This is a genomic window from Legionella saoudiensis (assembly GCF_001465875.1).
Taxonomy (GTDB): domain Bacteria; phylum Pseudomonadota; class Gammaproteobacteria; order Legionellales; family Legionellaceae; genus Legionella; species Legionella saoudiensis.
In genome coordinates, this window is record NZ_LN901321.1 from 205,200 (window position 1) to 222,595 (window position 17,396).

Below are 17,396 nucleotides of genomic sequence, written 5' to 3' on the forward strand. Positions count from 1 at the left end.
ATGCGATTTAAAAAAACTCTGGCTTAAATAAAACTAGCAATAGATAGGCCAGTAAGACAACTGCGATTATCCCTGCAATTAAGTAGGTAATCATTGCTCACTCCGTGACAGTTTATCGTAGAAATTGATCAATCCTAGGCACAAAATAAAAAACAGTACGGTCATGCTAATGAATAGTAAATCTTCCATAATGATTCCTGTTTAGTGACGATTTTTTATTATCCAAAACAATAGCATAGGAACGGTAATTTGACGATATTTTAAAATTTAGTATAGCCTGGTTACCAGCAATTAGGTACCGAATGATGCTCCTAGTTTATTTTCTCTAAATTTATGTTATACCTTTATCAATGATACAAAACTCTCTACTATGTCTCTGCGACGAGGCCGCCTATGAAAAGTCGTTACTGGTATTTACTGGTTTTTATTTTTCCCCTGTCTGCGATCATTGGTTTTTTGTTTGGCGGGCTGGTCAGCTATACCACCTTATTTTTTTTCAGCATCCTACTTCCTATAACCGAATTTCTTTGTGGCGAGGATTATACCAACCCCTGCGCGCTTGAAACGGAGTCTCATACTTATTACCGGATTGTTTTGTATGGGATAGTCATCAGCCAGGTTATTTTAACCTTTTGGGGGGCTTATGCTACCAGCCATTGCCAGTACTTATTTGAGGCGATTGGCTATATGATTGCGGTGGGTATTAATGGCGGAATCGCTTTTTGTGCTGCACATGAATTAATACATAAAAATCATCCTTTAGATAACTGGATGGGAAATATTGTTTTAATTTGTACTGCCACAGGCCATGCGCCAATGGAGCACGTATTGGTTCATCACGGCCCTTTCATTACAGGAACTCCAGCTGACCATGTGCATGCGCCAAATGGGATGAATTTTTATACCTATTATTTAAAATCGATGGTAGGTTTACGCACCTCCGCTTTTGCGGCCGAAAAGAAATTAATGCGTCGCAAAGGATATTTTCTATGGGGTTTACATAATCGCTTAGTGACGCTAAATCTCTGCACATTATTATTGGCTTTGGTTCTAACCATCCTTTGGGGGTATGCTGCACTATTGTATTTCATTGGGGTAGTGCTTGTAAGTAGCATAATTATTCTTGGTGCGGCCTATATTCAACATTATGGATTGGAACGTTTTACCTTGTCGAATGGGAGCTATGAAAAGTTTAGTGCCATGCATTGTTGGAATTCCAATTATATTTTAACTAATTATCTTTTGTTCCAGTTACCTCGTCATTCCATACATCATTTGCGTCCGGGTCGTGATTATGAGGTGAGCGTGGATAGTACGGCTAATCCACAATTACCTTATGGGTACTTTGTGTGTAGCTTAATTATCTTTATTCCCAGTTTGTGGCGCAAGCTTATGATGCAACCCGTGCATGACAATTTGGAGGCACGACGTAAAGCGGTAAATGAGTTTCATCCGGGAGCTTCTTAAAGATATCATACGTAAAATAGATGGCAGCATCAGAATTTAATTGTGTGGGAAAATAATAATAAGCCATACGATAATTGCATTGAGTATCGCCAGCAGAACAGCGGCAGAACCAATATCTTTGGCTTTTTTAGTTAACTCATGCCAGCTTAGATCAATACGATTTAATGCCGTTTCTACGGCTGAATTGAGTAGTTCGATAATAGGAACGGATAAAAAGGAACTGATCAGGGCAATACGCTCTAGAGCTGAATTACCAATCCAGAAGGCGGCAGGTAAGGCAATAAAACTGGCATAAACCTCCAATCGAAATGCAAACTCCTCTTTGAAGGCAACTTTTAATCCATCTAGTGAATAAAATGTAGCTCTTTTCAGTTGTAACCCTACTTTTGCTAGAAACTTTAGCATGCAAATGTACCTTAAAAAATAAACTTATTTGACCCAATCCTTAAGATATGCTTAATTTTGGACCAGGCTCTTATTTTTTTCCAATCCCTAGCTAATAGAAGCTATCAATTCTTTTTTTTTTTCAACCAGGTCTTTTTTGACAAAATATTTATCATTTGCTAGTTTTTTAATTAAGAGCAGTAACGCTATTAAACCATGGTTGTATCCATTTATTGTTCTCCGAGGGACCGATGTATGAGCAACAGCCGTTATAGCAGTTTAGTGAGCTTATTAGAAGCAACTGCTCAGTCAAAACCTGATTTTCCTCTATATACCTTTTTAAATAGAACTATGGATGAAAACAGAATTCTAACGCCTGAAACCTTGGCAGAACAAGCACGAAAAATAGCGATTTTGTTGCAAAAGAGCGCACGACCTGGTGAGCGGGTAATTATTATCTACCCTCCAGGTCTGGAGTTAATCGCTGCATTTTTTGGTTGTTTGTATGCAGGTGTCATTGCTATACCTGTTTATCCGCCTAATACTAAAGCTTTAGTGACCAAACTGCACCATATTATTCAAAATTCAGGCGCTAAAATCGCATTAACTACAGAGGAAATCTTAATTAAAATTAAGAAGTTAAGAATATTAAAGTTAATCGATAAAACGCCAGTTCTTGGGAAAATGATTCCTCACCTGATGGGGCCCTCTTTTGAACGGCATAGTCAATTACTTGGTTGGGACTTTGAGAAAATGCACTTTATGGTGACCGATCACTTGTCGGATTATTCATGTACGGGCTGGAATAAGCCATCAATAACTGAGAATACTCTGGCTTTTTTACAATACACCTCAGGTTCTACGGGAAAACCTAAAGGGGTGATGGTTAGTCATGGGAATTTATTAGATAACTTAGCGGTAATGCAATTACGTAACCGCTCCTCAGAAGATGATATTTGTGTTTCATGGCTGCCCCCTTATCATGACATGGGACTCATCGCGGGCATTTTGCAGCCTCTTTTCACCGGCTATCCAGTAAAATTAATGGCGCCCCTATCTTTTTTACAACGCCCAGTCTCTTGGTTAGAAGCAATGTCTCGCTTTAAAGGAACGATTACCGGAGCCCCTAATTTTGCTTATGATTTATGCATTGATAAGATTACTGATGATGAAAAAAGTCATTTGGATTTAAGTAGTTGGCGAATTGCGGCTACGGGTTCTGAACCGATTCGCTGTTCTACTATAGAAAAATTCGCTCATATTTTTGAAGATTGTGGCTTCCAAGCTGAGGCTTTTTACCCTTGTTATGGTTTGGCAGAATCAACCTTAATGGTCACTGCGGTAGATCGGAACGAAGGGGTTCAGAGCCAATTAGTCGATAATAAGGCTTTAAGCTTAGGACAGGTGCGTTATTGCGATGCCAGTCATCCTCATGCCCGCCGGCTAGTAAACTGTGGTAAGCCGGCTGATGATTTTCACGTGGTGATTGTTAATCCTGAAACATTACAGGTATGTGCTGAACGCAAAGTCGGGGAAATATGGGTGACCAGTAAAAGTGTTACTCAGGGCTATTGGCAATTACCTAATGAATCAAAATATTGCTTTCATGCAAAAATTCCTGGTGATGAGCGGACCTTTCTGCGAACCGGTGATTTAGGCTATCTTGCGGAGGGGGCGCTTTATGTTACCGGACGACTCAAGGATTTGATTATTATTCGTGGCTGTAATTATTATCCTCATGATTTAGAAGATACGCTACATAATTGTCACCCCAATGTACGCTTAAATTGCTGTGCAATTTTTTCTGTGGAAGAGAACGAGCGAGAATATTTGGTCGTTGTGCAGGAAATAAAACAACCTGTAGAGGCTGAAGTGGCCCGCGAGATAATTAAAATAATTCGCAATAGAATTTTAAAAGAGCATGGAATTACTGCTGATATTGTGGTGCTTGCGGCACATAAAGCAGTACCTAAAACAACCAGCGGCAAAATTCAGCGCTTATTATGTAAGAAAAATTATTTGGAAGGCTCATTAGAAATTTTCTATATTGATAGCATCCATGATTCCAGTTCTATATCCAAGATTCTTCAAAATGTGCGATTTTGTGTGCTTTGAGGCAAAGCTGAGCCAGGTAATCCTGAGATAGTGAGGTGTTCGCAAGAACCCCTCGCCAGAGGTTGGAATCTCTTACTACCTTCGGAATAACTTATTAGTAATGAGGAGAAGATGATGTTGGAGTTACGATCCAAAGTGACTCAAAAGCAAAAGATCCAGCAGGAGCTACTGCATCTTATTCATCATCTGCACCCTGATGATTCGCCATTCGAGTTTTGGGGCTTGGATTCATTAGCAAAAATTGAACTGTTGACGGTAATTGAGAAAAAATTTGGTATTCGCCTGGGGGATAATGAAATCATTGAGATGAACACTCTAGATGATTTGGCAGAAACGATTCTCTATAAGCAAAAACGAGACAAATGCGTTGGTAGCTCATTCATTGAGCAACCAGTAAATGCCTCCATTTCCTTTAAAACATCGCCCATTCGTAACACAATACATCAATATATCGCAGGATTTACTCGTAATCGCTTTGACATTGAAGTTCATGGCAAAGCCTTTTTGCCGCAAGATGGACCTTTTATTATTGCGGCAAATCATAGTAGCCATTTAGATAATTTGGCATTGATGGTGGCTGCTGGAGGGAGCTTTGATAATTATGTTTTATTGGCAGCCAAAGACTATTTTTATGAGCGCCGTTCATTGACTCTTTGGTTATTGAAAAAATTATTTAATCTGATTCCCTTTGATCGCAACCCCCAATCAGCAGCTATGCTAAATAATATTCGTAGCTGTAAAACGGCAATTAACGCGCAGAAGAATTTAATTATTTTTCCAGAAGCCACTCGTTCTTTGAGCGGCGAAATTCAGCCGTTTAAAGGTGGCTGTGCTATGTTGGCATGGGAATTGCAGATTCCTATTATTCCTGCATACATTGAAGGCGCTTATGATTGCTTACCTAAAGGAAAAGTCTGGCCTAGGAAAGGAAGCGTTACGGTTTGTTTTGGTTCACCAATCCTCATGACTAATTATCTACCCAAGGCGTCGGAGTTGAACTATCAATTTTATAAGATGATTACGCAAGAGCTTGAGCAGCAGATCAAACAGTTAAAGAGCGATCTGTGCGTTAAGGAGTAACCATGAAGAAAATCGCAGAATTAATTTCTATACCCAGGGATGAGTCTGAGGTTTGCTTTGAGAAAAAAGAACATGATTTTGCCTTATTTGAGATCCAAGGCTTACGTCCAACTCAAGAGGATGCTGCAGTAGCATTTTGGTACCCAGCAGGTTTTTTTAATACATTATCTGCGCAAGATATTGGTCATCGTTTATGGACCAGCTATAAATTAATTAATCAGCATTGTCTTAAGCCTGGTTTTGGCGGCTCCACCGCATCCACCACCGTTTATGATGGGGAGGGTAATTTAATTACTGCTACTTTAGGTGATTCGGTAGTTTTTGCGGTGGTGTATTTCCCCAATGGTCATGTTGCTTCCGTGGTACGATTAAATAAAATCATTCATCATCCTAATCTGGATCAAGAGCGGTTGGCTAAAGTGCGAGGTCTTGTACGCAATGGGCGGTTGTTGGGTCGAAATGGTTCTTTAGCATTATCCAGAGCATTGGGGGATTATGATTTTATCGAATCGGGTGTTTGTGATGATGCGCATATTGATATAACACCAAGTGACTTGACGCATGCCACCGGAATGAAGATGCAGATTATTACTACTTGTGATGGTTTTACCGAGCCTGTTCCTGGCCAAACAAAAGAAAATCAGGAACAATGGTTTTGGAAGCAGTTGCAATCGATTGATAATCCCGGCACTCGTTCCGAAGCAGAATTAGCTCGATTGCTTACTTATAAGGCATTACATGCCGGTTCAATGGATAATATTTCTGTCTCTGTACAAGTTTTAACAAAAAATAAACCCTTTTTAGTGGGGATTTATGATGGGCATGGAGGTGACTCCACGTCCACGTATGTAGCAAGTTCTATGGGTAAGGTATTTGAGCAACAATGCAGTTTAGAGGCCGCAGCCTATGCAGAACAAGCATTGAGTGTGGAGCGAAATTGGGCGATTTATTCCCGGGATAATCATTAATGCAGAATAGAGATTAAGGTTTTTTTTACTTGATTTTATTTGTTTTTATTGCCTTACTAACTATAGTTAATGATATTAAACACTAGAAATAATACAGGAGAGCTATTATGGATAATGCAAACCGTAGTGAAAAAGCGCATGTTTCAGAAGCGGCTAGTGAGTTGCTCAAAGAAGGAAAAAAATGGGCAAATGAAATGTGTGATGAAGGGATCAATCGTGCTTGCGAGGCAGAAGAGAACCTGAGGGAATGCACTGATCAATTATTGAAAAAAGTACAACAAAACCCATTAACCTCAATATTAATTGCAGGTGGGGTTGGCTTCTTATTATCTAAGATTATGAGAAAATGATGGAAGTCATAAAGCAGGTAGAGGACCTCGTTTCTACAAGAATTGATCTTGTAAAAACGATGTTTTCAGTAATGTGTATGGAGGCACGATTGGCGGGGCTTAGTATCTTCCCGCTAATTCTGAATATCTGCCTGCTCTTTATTGTTTTGGTAACTTTTTGGTTTTCTATTTCATTATTACTCGGGTATGAGTTTTTCGTAATTTCTCATAATTTTCTACTTTCGGTTGTGTTAGTCGTTTTATTTAATCTGGGAATATTATTGGGCTTGGCAAAGTATCTTGCTTTTAATCTGAAAAATATGAGCTTTGAAAAAACAAGATCCTATTTTTCCCACAATAAGGATACGGATGATGAGCAATTCGCGAAAACGGTTACGCCAGCAAATAGCAGCAATGGACAAGAGGGTTCATCTGCAACAGGCGTTGATAAGCCAAAATAAGCGATCTTTAGGCTTGCACCGAACAAATTATACGGTGATTTTAGTGATTACCGTATTAGTTCCTTGTTTATGGCTTGGATGGAAATTAAGTGAAGAAAAATGGGTTGATAGAATGGCTACACAGCTTGTGGAGTTAATCACGTTAACCTTTTTTACTTATTTTCGTAAACAATTGATTCATCTAATGACGCCTAGAAGAGTAGAGCAATAAAACACTATCCGTGCTACTTTGATTACGCGTTACTGCATCAAGGCTACAATTCAACCGTAGCTTTGCTGCAGTAACGCATAATTAGGATTTTACATTTATTGAGCACAGTAATAATTACCAGTAGGTGCCAATTCCTCATCATTAGAAGAAGTAATAGTACGTAACAGTGTATGCGCTCGATTAACACAGGTCTTATTATATCCCTGAGAGCTTAAGATATTTTGTTGACATTTTTCTGCCATTCCTAAAGCAACCTCAGGACATTTTTTTAGTAATGATACAAATCGAGGGTCATTTTTCCCCTCCTCTTCAACACATAATTCGCCAAATTCCTGCCAAAGCCTATCGATTACTTTGGTTTGAATTGCATTCCATATTACATTTTCCCCCTTAAACTTTAGGAGTTTCAGTTGCTCTGTAACTTTACGATACTCTTCTTCAGTAGCTGGCAATGAATATGCTTTTGCTTCTTCTTCGATAATCTCGTGCATCTTATTGAGTACGAGCTCGCTATTAAATAGCTTCTCGACTGCTTGTTCATAAGGTAGAAAACATTGGGTGCTGGATTCATAAATGAAAAATTCACCTTCTTCTATATCATAATACCAGGCATGAATTTTTAGCTTCTTTGCCTCCAAACGTTCTTTAATAACATCCAGAGTATGTAAATGTTCTATTTGTAAGAGGATATTTTCTTCGGTAAGGCATTTTAATTTTTGTTTTGCATCCTGTGTTTCTGGATGTTTTTTATGTACCCGCTCTAAAGCTGGTCGAGCATATGCGTCGAGAAACTCAGCAACTAGTGGTAAATTCTCAGCAAGATTAGGAGCTAACAACCCTTTCATAGCGCCGCAGTCTGAATGCCCACAAACAATAATTTCAGTCACATTCAGTACTTTTACGGCATATTCAGCGGTTGCCCTTTCCCCTGTAGGGTAGGGGACTTTTGGGGGGAAAATATTTCCTGCGTTACGTATAACAAACAACTCGCCGGCATCTGCATTTGTGACGTATGAGGGAACAATCCGGGAATCAGAACAGGTGATTAAAAGTGTATCTGGAGATTGGCCCTTGATTAAGGAGTGAAATAAATCACGCTTTTCAAGAAAGCCATTATTTTTAAAATGGCGTATTCCTTTGAGTAGCTTTATCGGCATATATTTCTCCTGGTTTCCATCGTCTAATTTTTTAAGTCACGTCATACCGGATGCCGTGACATTATTTAGGATGATATGGCATCGTTTAAGGGGACGCGACATCATTGGGGATAACGTGACTCTATGGAGGGTAACCTATCCCAGTTCCCTAAGATAGATTAGTTTCCGTTATTTTTGAACACTTATTAAATAAATAAGAACTTAAAATATGCAAAGGATCATACTGTTCCTTTAATTCCAGCCACTGGGAATATCGTGCCCCATAATGCTTCTTCCAATAATCACTTTTTATTGATTCCCCTAAATATCCAGAGAGATAACGCTTTCCTCCTAGAGGTAAAAAAAGCGCATCTAAATGGTTAATGGCTTCCAAGCAACTTGGAGTAAATACACTAGGCAAGCCCGGATTAATAATCATAAACGAAAAAATATGCGGTTCCTCAGGAAGCATTAAAAAGCCTACCGGCTTACGATTAACAATGGGAATTAAATGCACTAATGATGCGTAATGAAGGGGTAGGGTTTCCAAAATATCTTCTAATTTATTTAAAGGAAATTTAGGAATAAAACATTCATACCACGGGTGTTGTAAATCCCATTGTCCACTCAATTTCATAACATTTAAACGTGCATCATGACGATGCAAATAGGAGTGAATCGTTTCATCTTGAGTATGAAGAATTTTCCAAGGCTTCAAGGGTAGATCATGAAAATCAGGTGCATGATGATCGTATTCAATTGAAACGTGCAAAGCATAAAGCCATTGAGCGAAGGGTGCGCGTCCTGTGGTGGTGAGCTTAGCTCCTTGTATTGACGGACTGCAAAAGGATTCAACAAAATCCGCATAATTCTGACATTGATGTAAATCATGGAGCCAGCTTTCTTTATCCAGATAAGTTAAGTAGAACGTTCGTACCGTTTTTTTGCATAATCTCAGGGCGATGCGAGCTCGGGTTATCACGCCAAAATGACCTTGCCCTCCTAAACATGCCTGCATTAAAGAAGAATGCCTATCTACCTGGACTAATTCCCCGTTGGCGAGGGTAATTTCCAATTCGCGTACATGGGCAATCGCACTCCCGTATTTAAATGAGGAGGCTCCAATTCCACCGGCTGAAAGTACCCCACCAATCGATAAGTTGCAGTTATAGGGTAGGACGTAGGGAATTAAGGAATGAGGTAAGGTGCGCTGAAGTAAATCGGCCCAAGTGCAATTCGCTTCCACCCAAATGGAGTGATGTTCGGGTTCCTCTATCTGATTAAAATGCCGCATATCCAGAATTAGTCCTCCGGGAGCTGCTAGCGATTGCCCGTTTTGGCTCATACCATTACCACGAATAGTCACCGGAAGTTGATGTTCATGGGCATACTTAAGTAAAGATTGCAGCGCTTCGCGCGTTTGCGGCGCACAGACCGCAGCGGGTTGGGAATGTACCATCCCGCCGAAATCGCGGCCGAAAGGAATAAGCGCCTGCTCATTACTTAGAATGTTTTGTTCGGGCTTTTTTTCCCAATGCATTAGATGCTGGGTGTTCCACTGGTTCACAGTTTGCGGCATGTTTTCGGTTCCTCTTTTGAGCTAACTCCAGTTTACGGTTGCAGGCGATTACTAGCCCATCAAACATTTTAGTAAATGCATCATAGCAACGGTCGATCATTTGCAGGGCATCACGGCGTACGTGGACAGGAACTTTTCTGGAAAATAATTCACGTTCCATTTCTGTTTCAAATAATGCATGTGCTTTTTCTACTTCCAGATGCGTTTTAGAAAAGTATTTTAAATGCTCTTCTTCGCCAGTCTTTCTCACCTGTTCGGAAACTTTTTCAAAGAATACATGTCCAGAGGATTCAAGGGTTAAGAGTAGGGCGATATTTATAATGTCATTTTTGGCATTAAATACTTCGGCAACCAGTGCATAAGCTGCATCACGAGTAGCGCGAGTATCTCGGCTATAGAGCCAGCTAACGCCATTTTTATTACAGGCCTTATTAATGCTGGTGGTTCCCATATATTTTTTATCTTGCAAGAACCAGCGGTCATGGCCAGCGTCTTCATGTCGATGATGGCGTGCTATTTTTTTTAGGTAGGGATCGGTAACACGTTCCTCATTAATCCGTAATATGTCTTGAAAGGTCATAGTCCAAAAGGTTAATTCTGGAACAAAATAGCTTATTTCCTCGAGGCTATTTAATTGCTCTAAGAGCTTAAAAAATGGATGTTTTTTAAACTCATTTTGTTTTGAATCTATATAATTTTGAATAAGTCGCATCATCTCTCCCTGTGTCTTCCATACCTTAACTTATGGTGCCTGCCAAGTTCTGGTTGTGAAGGAGCTGGTCTACCTGCTCCCAATCAACCATTTCCAGGCTGGTTACCTTCTTACAAATCTGATTTAAAAATGTGGTTTGCTTCTCGCCTATTTTTAATGCTTCTGCATAAGGGGTATTAGTGAACATGACTAATACATGTTTGGAAATGTACTGTTGGGGGTAACGTTGCATGAGCAACTGTTCTAATTGTTTTTTTAAGTTAAACTGAGGATCGCGAATATTTGTTTGAATTTCTTGAAAATTATCCATAGACATTTGTGCCACTGCATCGGTGTTTGGCTTTCTCGATTGATAAAAGGCCGGCATTACTTGGGCCCAATCATCTTGGTATTCATCTAAAAGCGTATTGAGTATACGGCAATCCTCAAAAGCGCTATTCATGCCTTGTCCGAAAAAGGGGACTACTCCATGTGCGGCATCGCCAAGTAGAAGGCATTGATCTTGATAATGCCATGAATCACATTGAATGGTGCTCATATTGCCTGTGGGATGTTCGGTAAACTCATGCAGCAAATGAGGCATGGTGTCATAGGCATCAGCAAATTCTTCTTTAAAAAAGGCATTAATTTTTAATTCAGTATCTAATTCGGCGAAACTATTTTTTCCTTCATTGGGTAAAAATAAAGAGCCGGTAATGGAGTGATCGCGATTGGGATTGCCCAACAGTAGAAAGGCATTTCTAGGCCATAGATGTAAATATTCATGCGCAAGTTGCTGCTGGCCGGGAGCCCCAATGGATAATTCTTTATATCCGTAGGATAGGAAACTCCGATTTGCGTTGATTAAACCGCGAGTGTTTAATTGCTCACGTACACAAGAATTTACGCCATCGGCACCAATTAAGTGCTGATAGGGGAAGCTTAAATGTTCTCCTTGATGCATTTGAAAATGCATAATTTTCTTTTCCAGATCGAGTTGAACTAGTTTGCTATTAAAGTTAAAGCGTACATTGGGATGTTTTTCAGCTTCATTGAGTAGGAGCTTATTTAATTCATTGCGCTCTACGGCATTAATGTATTCATCGCGGTGGCGGCCAAAGGATTGGTATTTAATTTGACCTTGAGCATCATGTATCGCCCGCGCCCGCATGGGTACCATCAACTGTTCCACTTCAGATCTAATGCCAACACCGGCAAGACCTGTAAGTCCGCGGCAAGATAAGGCAAGGTTTATAGAGCGTCCATCATGAGCGTGAGTTAATCTGATATCTGGTCTAGCATCAAAGACCTGGAGTTTGTATCCACGTTTTGCCAGGTAGAGTGCAAGTAAGGTTCCGGCTAAGCCAGCCCCAATAATACTTATCTCTTTCATTCCTATCTCCCTGATACGTGACTCTATTTGTATGGGAGCAAGAATTGTGCCTGGTTGGGCGAAATGTAATACGGTGCAGGTTGCGCGCTGGACTTAATGGTGCTTAAAGGTTTTCGAGCAGCAGGTCATCCCCTCGCCGTAAGGGATGACGGTTTTTAAAGCTTTGCGGTACATTAAGAAAGTTTATGGCAGAAGGGCAATATCGCTTACAAATAATCCTTCAAAAACTCCTCCAACTCCTCAGCCTTTTGCGGCGGAGAAAAGTAGTACCCTTGAGCATAATCACAACCATGCTTCATAATAAACTCACGCTGTAATTCCGTTTCGACCCCCTCAGCCAATACCTCCAGATTGAGGCTATGGGCCAAATTAATAATTGCCCGAGCGATGGCTGCATCACTTTCTTTATCTACTAATTCGGTAATAAATGAGCGGTCAATTTTTAATTTATCTACCGGAAATTGCTTTAGGTACGCCAAGCTTGAATAGCCCGTACCAAAATCATCAATAACCACTTTAATGCCCATATCTTTGAGCTCATACATCGCATCAACCGCATGCTTTATATTATCGACTAAGAGACTTTCCGTAAGTTCTAACTCCAAAAACTTAGGTGATAGATTAGCCTCGCTAAGAATTCTACCAATCATTTCGGGCATTCTTGGTTGGCGTAATTGGCGACCCGAAATATTGACGGCCATGGTTAAATGAGAATAGCCTTGCTGATGCCAACGGACAAGCTGCTTGCATGCCTCTTCCATAGCCCACAAACCAATCTCTAAGATCAAACCGTTTTCCTCAGCAATACCGATAAAATCGTTGGGGGGAACTGCACCTAAGATATGGCTATTCCAGCGCAATAAGGCTTCAAAACCAATCAATTTATTTTTAGATAAATTAATTAGGGGTTGATAGAGTAAGTGAAATTCGTTTTTGCGCAGAGAATCACGTAAGGCATTATTAATTTGCATGCGATTAACGATTTGCGTATTCATTTCTTTATCATAATTATGATAGGTATTACGTCCACTATCTTTGGCATGATACATCGATAAATCAGCGCTTTTCATCAAGGTTTCATAATCATTACCGTCTTTAGGAAAATAGCTAATACCAATACTGCCGGTGATTTTTATATAATGTTCGTCAATTTGAAATGGGTTTGCTAAAGAGCTAAGTATTTTATCAGCAATCTTATGGGCTTGCTCTTCCGTCTGAATGTCTTGTAATAAAATAACAAATTCATCACCGCCTAAACGACTGACCGTATCAAGATCATTGGTTGCAAGGAGCAATCGGTTTGATACGGCCTGCAAGAGTAAGTCACCCATACTATGGCCCAAGGTATCATTGGTCAGTTTAAAATGATCTAAGTCTAGGAATAAAAAAGCTAATATGGAGCCTTTCTTTTTTGCTTGTAAGATTGCTTGATCAACCCGGTCAATTAAAAGGACGCGATTTGGTAATTCAGTGAGCGAATCATACGTTGCTTGTTTGATGAGTTGTTCTTCCATCTTACGGCGTTCAGTAACATCATTTATAAGGCATATGTAATGTTTGACTTTATCAAAAGAGTCGCGTACTGGCGCAACACTGATTTCACACCAAAAAACCTCACCACTCTGTTGATAGCTTTCAAGCTCAACCGTTTCTTCGCGTAACTCTTTTATCGCCAGAATAATGCGTTTGTGGTTCACATGCTGAGTTTTATTGGCATGCAAAAAAGTGAGCCCCTGGCCTAAAAGCTGCTCCTCAGTATAACCCGTAATGCGCTCAATGGCTTTGTTAACGTAAATAATGGGAAGATTGGGCTTGCTAATATCGAGTATGGCTACGCCATGGGTGCTTGCCTCAATCGCCCGTTCACGAATACGCAGTTCATCCTCATGCATTAACTTTTTGGTAACATCCCTAAAGCTATATACTCGTCCCACAATTTCAATGCCTACCCGTTGTGGCTGGGTATAACGCTCGAAAATACGTCCATCTTTAAAATGTAATATGGGAAGTTCGCCCTGCCAGTCCGGGTTTTCATAAAGAAAATTGACATCGGAAATTAAACCCTCAGGATTAATTAATTGCTCTAGGATATATTCGAAGCTAATGCTTTCAGTGCCTACCTCTAACATATGGGTGGGGATACGCCACATTTCTACGAATTTTTGATTCCAATCGACTACTTTACCCTGGCCATTGACCATCATAATACCATCAGCAGTGGACTCAAGGGTGGCGCGTAGCAAGGAGAGAGACTTTTCTAGTTCAATATTTTTTTCAAAAATATTAACCGCTTTTATATTAATATTTTCTGAAAGGGGGGCCTGTATTGAACGCTGAAACTCAGGTTGAGTATGAAACCATTGTTCTAAAAGGGCTGGTAAATTGGGTGTAGGTGAAACCATTCCTAACTCTTCACATACATTTGTAATTGAGGGGACTTTTCCTTGTTTTTTAATGGCATCTGCTGCTTCATCAACTCTTGAGTAGTTTATCTCTTTTAAGGCCATACGCTATTAACTATCCTCCACAGTTAGAAATTCAGTTTAGATTATCTATTTCTTAATAATACACTTGATAGCTTTTTTATTCATTAATTCGCGAATGGAAGTTGATGCTTAATTGGCACTTTACTCGTTAGACCTTTGCGTGCAGAGGGCGAAGCAGGGGTTAGTCTATTTTGGGAAACTTAATGGTGAAATGAGTGTATTCACCCAGTTTTCCTTGGCAGGCAATCGAGCCTCCAGCAGCCTTCATAAGTAATTTACAATAGGCTAGGCCAATACCGGTACCCCCTTGTCTTTCAGAGTAAAAGGGTTCAAAAATCAATTTTGCTTTTTCTGTAGAAATGCCTTGAGCAGTATCTTTAATATGTAAATAATTAAAATTATCCTTTTCTTGCCCTTCCGCCAGACTGATCACTACCTCGCCTTTACCTTCTTTTTCAATAAAATCAAAGCTATTATTCAATAAATTCCAAATTAGATTTCTAAAGGCGATTTTTTCAATCCAAATTACAAAATCGCATTCTAAAATGAGGTCGATGAGTTCGTGTTGATTATTTTTAAAGGGATAATCTTCTAAGGCATGCTTTAAAAGTTCATTGATGGAGTAGAATCCAAATTTGCAAGTATCAAACTTATCGTGACGTATATTATTTAATTGTGCGCTAATAAGTTGATTTACACTATCAATTCCCCGTTCAATTTTGGCAATGCTTTCGCTCAGGTTGTGCTTTACTTCTTGTTCGCTAGATAAGGTTTCAACCAGTGATTTTTGCATTTTTGCTTGCAGGTAAATACTGGATAGGGGCGTTCGTAAGTCATGCGCTAAACTTCCTGCAAGTAAACGCATCCCGGAAATTTTAGCGCTGTAAATGAGTTCTCTATCACGGGCAAAAAGGGCTCCGATGATAATGGCTGCAGTAAAGGTAATTCCCAGCCCAAAAACAGATACATCGCCAGGCACATACTTTATTATTTTATCGGAACCATAAACAAAGCAAACATAGGCTAGGCTACTGCCTAAAAGAAGCAGTACTAATGAGTCTAAGGCATTAGTTACTAAAAATAAGAAAAAGGTTGCTGACATACAATTCATTAGCCATAAGGTTGCCCCATCATTTAATAAAGTTAGGTAGGTGAAAAAGAAGGGTAAGCAAAAGAGCAAGCTTAGATACCAGATAACTGGAAGAATTCTTAAAAGCTTCGGCGGCCAAAAACGATGCAGTGCTAATAAGGCACACATAAGGGTGGCAGTTAGTCTAAGGAAAAACTCTTTATTTACTTGAAAATTTTGTAATTTCCATAAAATTCCAAAAAGAGGGAAGTTGATCATCATCACAATACCAAATAGGGTAATTTGATGACTGGCTTCAATGGTTTTTTCCATTAGATAATTATAAATCGTAAATATTCCTTTTTTTAAACAATATAATATCAATTAGTCACCTCTTGGTATTCATCACTTAGTCAGTGCAAAAATTTCATCGGATAACGTTTGCCACATTTCAATTTGATGCGAATAAATAAACGCAAAGGCTTCTTTTATTTTATCGCTACGGAGCTTCCAAATGGGTTCTAGTTTTTCAAGAACAGAACTAAAATGCTCGACATGGGTATGGACTTTGAAAAACATCATTCCTTTTGGAGATGTTTTTATTGATAAGGCACATTCACTCAAATAGATGTAATCAATATTATCCAAGCGCTCATAAGCGGCAAAAGCTGCGATTTGAGCTTCTGCGTCATGAGCGGCTAACCAAGCTAGATGGCACACCGTATTCCTCGGCAAAATTAGCATAAAGTTGTTCATGGGACAGTCTATTTTCAGTACCAAACTCTTCGTTTATATTATCTAAGATAATTGATTTAGAGAGCGAGTCAGCCGAAAAATTGGCAATAAACCACATGAAATTAATAAAATGTCCTCTTAAATGATAAAAAATAGCAGCAAACATTCGTTTTTGATTTGCATCCCAGGTCGCTGTTTTCACTGCATTAAAAAGAGGAATAGTAGATAGTTTTTTACGATATTCATCATCAGCTTGAGCTAAAAATTGGCTAAATGTTGAAGACGGTGTTTGCATGATGAACTTTTTATTCAAATTAGTTGCGTTTATGTCAAAATGTGAGTGCAATTAAAATCCTACCAGGTTATTTCAATAAAGATCAAATTGCATATTATTTTAACATATAAGAATTTAAATGGAAAGTGCTTAGCATTGATAAATAGGAGAAAATCGCTTGAGGCCTTCTTTCAAGCGATTCTTCAGGATGCTTAGGAGTAAAACCGACGTTTCATTCGCTCGCAATAGTCAATGAATTGAGGTTGGGACTTCGTATAATCTTGTAATGGAGAGGTAAACGGTGTTTCCAAAATATTGGCTAAAAAAGCATAGACACAGGCATCGGTGCTGGTTGGCTCCTCACCCATAAAAAAGGAGGAAGGTTTTAAGAGGGTGCTTAAGGCGGTTAGATCCTCAAGTCCTAATTGATATACTTCAAGCAAACTATGCCTGCCAATTCCTTGTTTATAAAGATCGCCACGAATCTTTTTTTGGATAAGAATGGGCAGAATAGTACGCAGAGGCTGTTTCAAATGACTAAAAAATGTATTGCGGGTGATTGGCCAATAACGGTCATCTATCCAGCGCGAGTACACTAAGATCCAATACAAATGTTCTTCAAGCATGCGTTTTATTGTTAAAGCTTGCGCCTTTTGCTCGTTCGATAAGTGGCTGTCTAAGGGATCTCCATATTTTTCTTGTAAATAGCTAATGATGAAGCTGCTATCGCCAATTATTTTGCCGTCATCATTAATGGTAGGTAGTTTTTTCTTTGGGCCTTTTGCCGGATTAACAACCGATACAACTTCAAAAGGGAGCTTGGCCATACGCAAATAAGTTTCCAGCTTCATGCAAAATGGACTGGGATTGGGTAAGGACCATTGGGGTGGAAATTGGTAGAGTTTGAGCATCGTTTCTATTTCCTTAATCAATGTAATCAATAAAGTGCGTCGGCGGGCTGTTAAGCCCGGCAATCACCATTGGCACAGCACGCCACGCGTGAATTAATCGCCTACGT

17 protein-coding genes are annotated in these 17,396 nt (G+C 39.5%); 6 read left to right on the forward strand and 11 right to left on the reverse strand.

Annotated features, from left to right (window positions below):
- Positions 1–7 precede the first annotated feature (7 nt).
- A complete protein-coding gene (locus BN3124_RS17525; RefSeq protein WP_078061462.1) occupies positions 8–94 on the reverse strand; it encodes a potassium-transporting ATPase subunit F in 87 nt (28 codons plus the stop codon).
- A 299-nt stretch (positions 95–393) separates the two neighbouring features.
- Here BN3124_RS17525 and BN3124_RS03290 point away from each other — a divergent pair, with 299 nt between their 5' ends.
- Positions 394–1,467 carry a fatty acid desaturase gene (locus BN3124_RS03290; RefSeq protein ID WP_058533443.1) on the forward strand — a complete coding sequence of 358 codons (1,074 nt, stop codon included), beginning with the start codon at positions 394–396 and terminating at the stop codon, positions 1,465–1,467.
- Between the two features lie 36 nt (positions 1,468–1,503).
- On the opposite strand, the gene BN3124_RS03295 is transcribed toward BN3124_RS03290, so the two are convergent.
- Positions 1,504–1,872: a diacylglycerol kinase gene (locus tag BN3124_RS03295; RefSeq protein ID WP_058533444.1), complete on the reverse strand. Its 369-nt coding sequence runs from the start codon at positions 1,870–1,872 to the stop codon at positions 1,504–1,506.
- 234 nt (positions 1,873–2,106) lie between these two features.
- On the opposite strand from BN3124_RS03295, the gene BN3124_RS03300 reads away from it, so the two are divergent.
- The 5 genes from BN3124_RS03300 to BN3124_RS03325 all read left to right on the forward strand — a co-directional run bounded on the left by BN3124_RS03300 (position 2,107) and on the right by BN3124_RS03325 (position 7,015).
- Positions 2,107–3,966, forward strand: coding sequence for a fatty acyl-AMP ligase (locus BN3124_RS03300; protein WP_058533445.1), 1,860 nt, complete (start codon positions 2,107–2,109; stop codon positions 3,964–3,966).
- Positions 3,967–4,077: 111 nt separating this feature from the next.
- Positions 4,078–5,046 (forward strand): 1-acyl-sn-glycerol-3-phosphate acyltransferase, encoded by a 969-nt coding sequence (locus tag BN3124_RS03305; RefSeq protein ID WP_078061463.1) that lies wholly within the window; start codon positions 4,078–4,080, stop codon positions 5,044–5,046.
- Between the two features lie 2 nt (positions 5,047–5,048).
- Complete coding sequence (locus BN3124_RS03310) at positions 5,049–6,014, forward strand: PP2C family serine/threonine-protein phosphatase (RefSeq protein ID WP_058533447.1); 966 nt, start codon at positions 5,049–5,051, stop codon at positions 6,012–6,014.
- 107 nt (positions 6,015–6,121) lie between these two features.
- A complete protein-coding gene (locus BN3124_RS03315) occupies positions 6,122–6,364 on the forward strand; it encodes a hypothetical protein (protein WP_058533448.1) in 243 nt (80 codons plus the stop codon).
- A 348-nt stretch (positions 6,365–6,712) separates the two neighbouring features.
- Positions 6,713–7,015: a hypothetical protein gene (locus BN3124_RS03325; RefSeq protein WP_155522660.1), complete on the forward strand. Its 303-nt coding sequence runs from the start codon at positions 6,713–6,715 to the stop codon at positions 7,013–7,015.
- Positions 7,016–7,110: 95 nt separating this feature from the next.
- Here the strand turns inward: BN3124_RS03325 and BN3124_RS03330 are convergent, their stop codons facing one another.
- From BN3124_RS03330 to BN3124_RS03365, 9 genes are all read right to left on the reverse strand, one after another.
- Entirely contained in the window at positions 7,111–8,172 is a 1,062-nt protein-coding gene (locus tag BN3124_RS03330) for a carbonic anhydrase (protein ID WP_058533451.1), read from the reverse strand.
- A gap of 148 nt (positions 8,173–8,320) precedes the next feature.
- Complete coding sequence (locus BN3124_RS03335; RefSeq protein ID WP_058533452.1) at positions 8,321–9,730, reverse strand: FAD-binding protein; 1,410 nt, start codon at positions 9,728–9,730, stop codon at positions 8,321–8,323.
- Complete coding sequence (locus tag BN3124_RS03340) at positions 9,651–10,442, reverse strand: hypothetical protein (protein ID WP_058533453.1); 792 nt, start codon at positions 10,440–10,442, stop codon at positions 9,651–9,653. Before BN3124_RS03340 ends, BN3124_RS03335 begins: the two co-directional genes overlap by 80 nt.
- 25 nt (positions 10,443–10,467) lie before the next feature.
- Positions 10,468–11,814: an FAD-dependent oxidoreductase gene (locus BN3124_RS03345; RefSeq protein ID WP_058533454.1), complete on the reverse strand. Its 1,347-nt coding sequence runs from the start codon at positions 11,812–11,814 to the stop codon at positions 10,468–10,470.
- 206 nt (positions 11,815–12,020) lie between these two features.
- Complete coding sequence (locus BN3124_RS03350) at positions 12,021–14,321, reverse strand: EAL domain-containing protein (RefSeq protein WP_058533455.1); 2,301 nt, start codon at positions 14,319–14,321, stop codon at positions 12,021–12,023.
- A gap of 160 nt (positions 14,322–14,481) precedes the next feature.
- Entirely contained in the window at positions 14,482–15,702 is a 1,221-nt protein-coding gene (locus BN3124_RS03355; protein ID WP_058533456.1) for a sensor histidine kinase, read from the reverse strand.
- Between the two features lie 72 nt (positions 15,703–15,774).
- Entirely contained in the window at positions 15,775–16,089 is a 315-nt protein-coding gene (locus tag BN3124_RS17275; RefSeq protein WP_230849058.1) for a hypothetical protein, read from the reverse strand.
- Positions 16,058–16,450 carry a heme oxygenase-like domain-containing protein gene (locus BN3124_RS17280; RefSeq protein ID WP_230849060.1) on the reverse strand — a complete coding sequence of 131 codons (393 nt, stop codon included), beginning with the start codon at positions 16,448–16,450 and terminating at the stop codon, positions 16,058–16,060. The genes BN3124_RS17275 and BN3124_RS17280 overlap by 32 nt, the downstream gene beginning before the upstream one ends.
- A gap of 140 nt (positions 16,451–16,590) precedes the next feature.
- Positions 16,591–17,289: a glutathione S-transferase family protein gene (locus BN3124_RS03365; protein ID WP_058533457.1), complete on the reverse strand. Its 699-nt coding sequence runs from the start codon at positions 17,287–17,289 to the stop codon at positions 16,591–16,593.
- Positions 17,290–17,396: the final 107 nt, after the last annotated feature.

What these genes read in the sequence shown, in the direction of transcription:
- BN3124_RS17525 (WP_078061462.1), bottom strand. Translation starts at nt 94, where the DNA reads ATGATTACCTACTTAATTGCAGGGATAATCGCAGTTGTCTTACTGGCC.
- BN3124_RS03290 (WP_058533443.1), top strand. Translation starts at nt 394, where the DNA reads ATGAAAAGTCGTTACTGGTATTTACTGGTTTTTATTTTTCCCCTGTCT.
- BN3124_RS03295 (WP_058533444.1), bottom strand. Translation starts at nt 1,872, where the DNA reads ATGCTAAAGTTTCTAGCAAAAGTAGGGTTACAACTGAAAAGAGCTACA.
- BN3124_RS03300 (WP_058533445.1), top strand. Translation starts at nt 2,107, where the DNA reads ATGAGCAACAGCCGTTATAGCAGTTTAGTGAGCTTATTAGAAGCAACT.
- BN3124_RS03305 (WP_078061463.1), top strand. Translation starts at nt 4,078, where the DNA reads ATGATGTTGGAGTTACGATCCAAAGTGACTCAAAAGCAAAAGATCCAG.
- BN3124_RS03310 (WP_058533447.1), top strand. Translation starts at nt 5,049, where the DNA reads ATGAAGAAAATCGCAGAATTAATTTCTATACCCAGGGATGAGTCTGAG.
- BN3124_RS03315 (WP_058533448.1), top strand. Translation starts at nt 6,122, where the DNA reads ATGGATAATGCAAACCGTAGTGAAAAAGCGCATGTTTCAGAAGCGGCT.
- BN3124_RS03325 (WP_155522660.1), top strand. Translation starts at nt 6,713, where the DNA reads ATGATGAGCAATTCGCGAAAACGGTTACGCCAGCAAATAGCAGCAATG.
- BN3124_RS03330 (WP_058533451.1), bottom strand. Translation starts at nt 8,172, where the DNA reads ATGCCGATAAAGCTACTCAAAGGAATACGCCATTTTAAAAATAATGGC.
- BN3124_RS03335 (WP_058533452.1), bottom strand. Translation starts at nt 9,730, where the DNA reads ATGCCGCAAACTGTGAACCAGTGGAACACCCAGCATCTAATGCATTGG.
- BN3124_RS03340 (WP_058533453.1), bottom strand. Translation starts at nt 10,442, where the DNA reads ATGCGACTTATTCAAAATTATATAGATTCAAAACAAAATGAGTTTAAA.
- BN3124_RS03345 (WP_058533454.1), bottom strand. Translation starts at nt 11,814, where the DNA reads ATGAAAGAGATAAGTATTATTGGGGCTGGCTTAGCCGGAACCTTACTT.
- BN3124_RS03350 (WP_058533455.1), bottom strand. Translation starts at nt 14,321, where the DNA reads ATGGCCTTAAAAGAGATAAACTACTCAAGAGTTGATGAAGCAGCAGAT.
- BN3124_RS03355 (WP_058533456.1), bottom strand. Translation starts at nt 15,702, where the DNA reads ATGGAAAAAACCATTGAAGCCAGTCATCAAATTACCCTATTTGGTATT.
- BN3124_RS03365 (WP_058533457.1), bottom strand. Translation starts at nt 17,289, where the DNA reads ATGCTCAAACTCTACCAATTTCCACCCCAATGGTCCTTACCCAATCCC.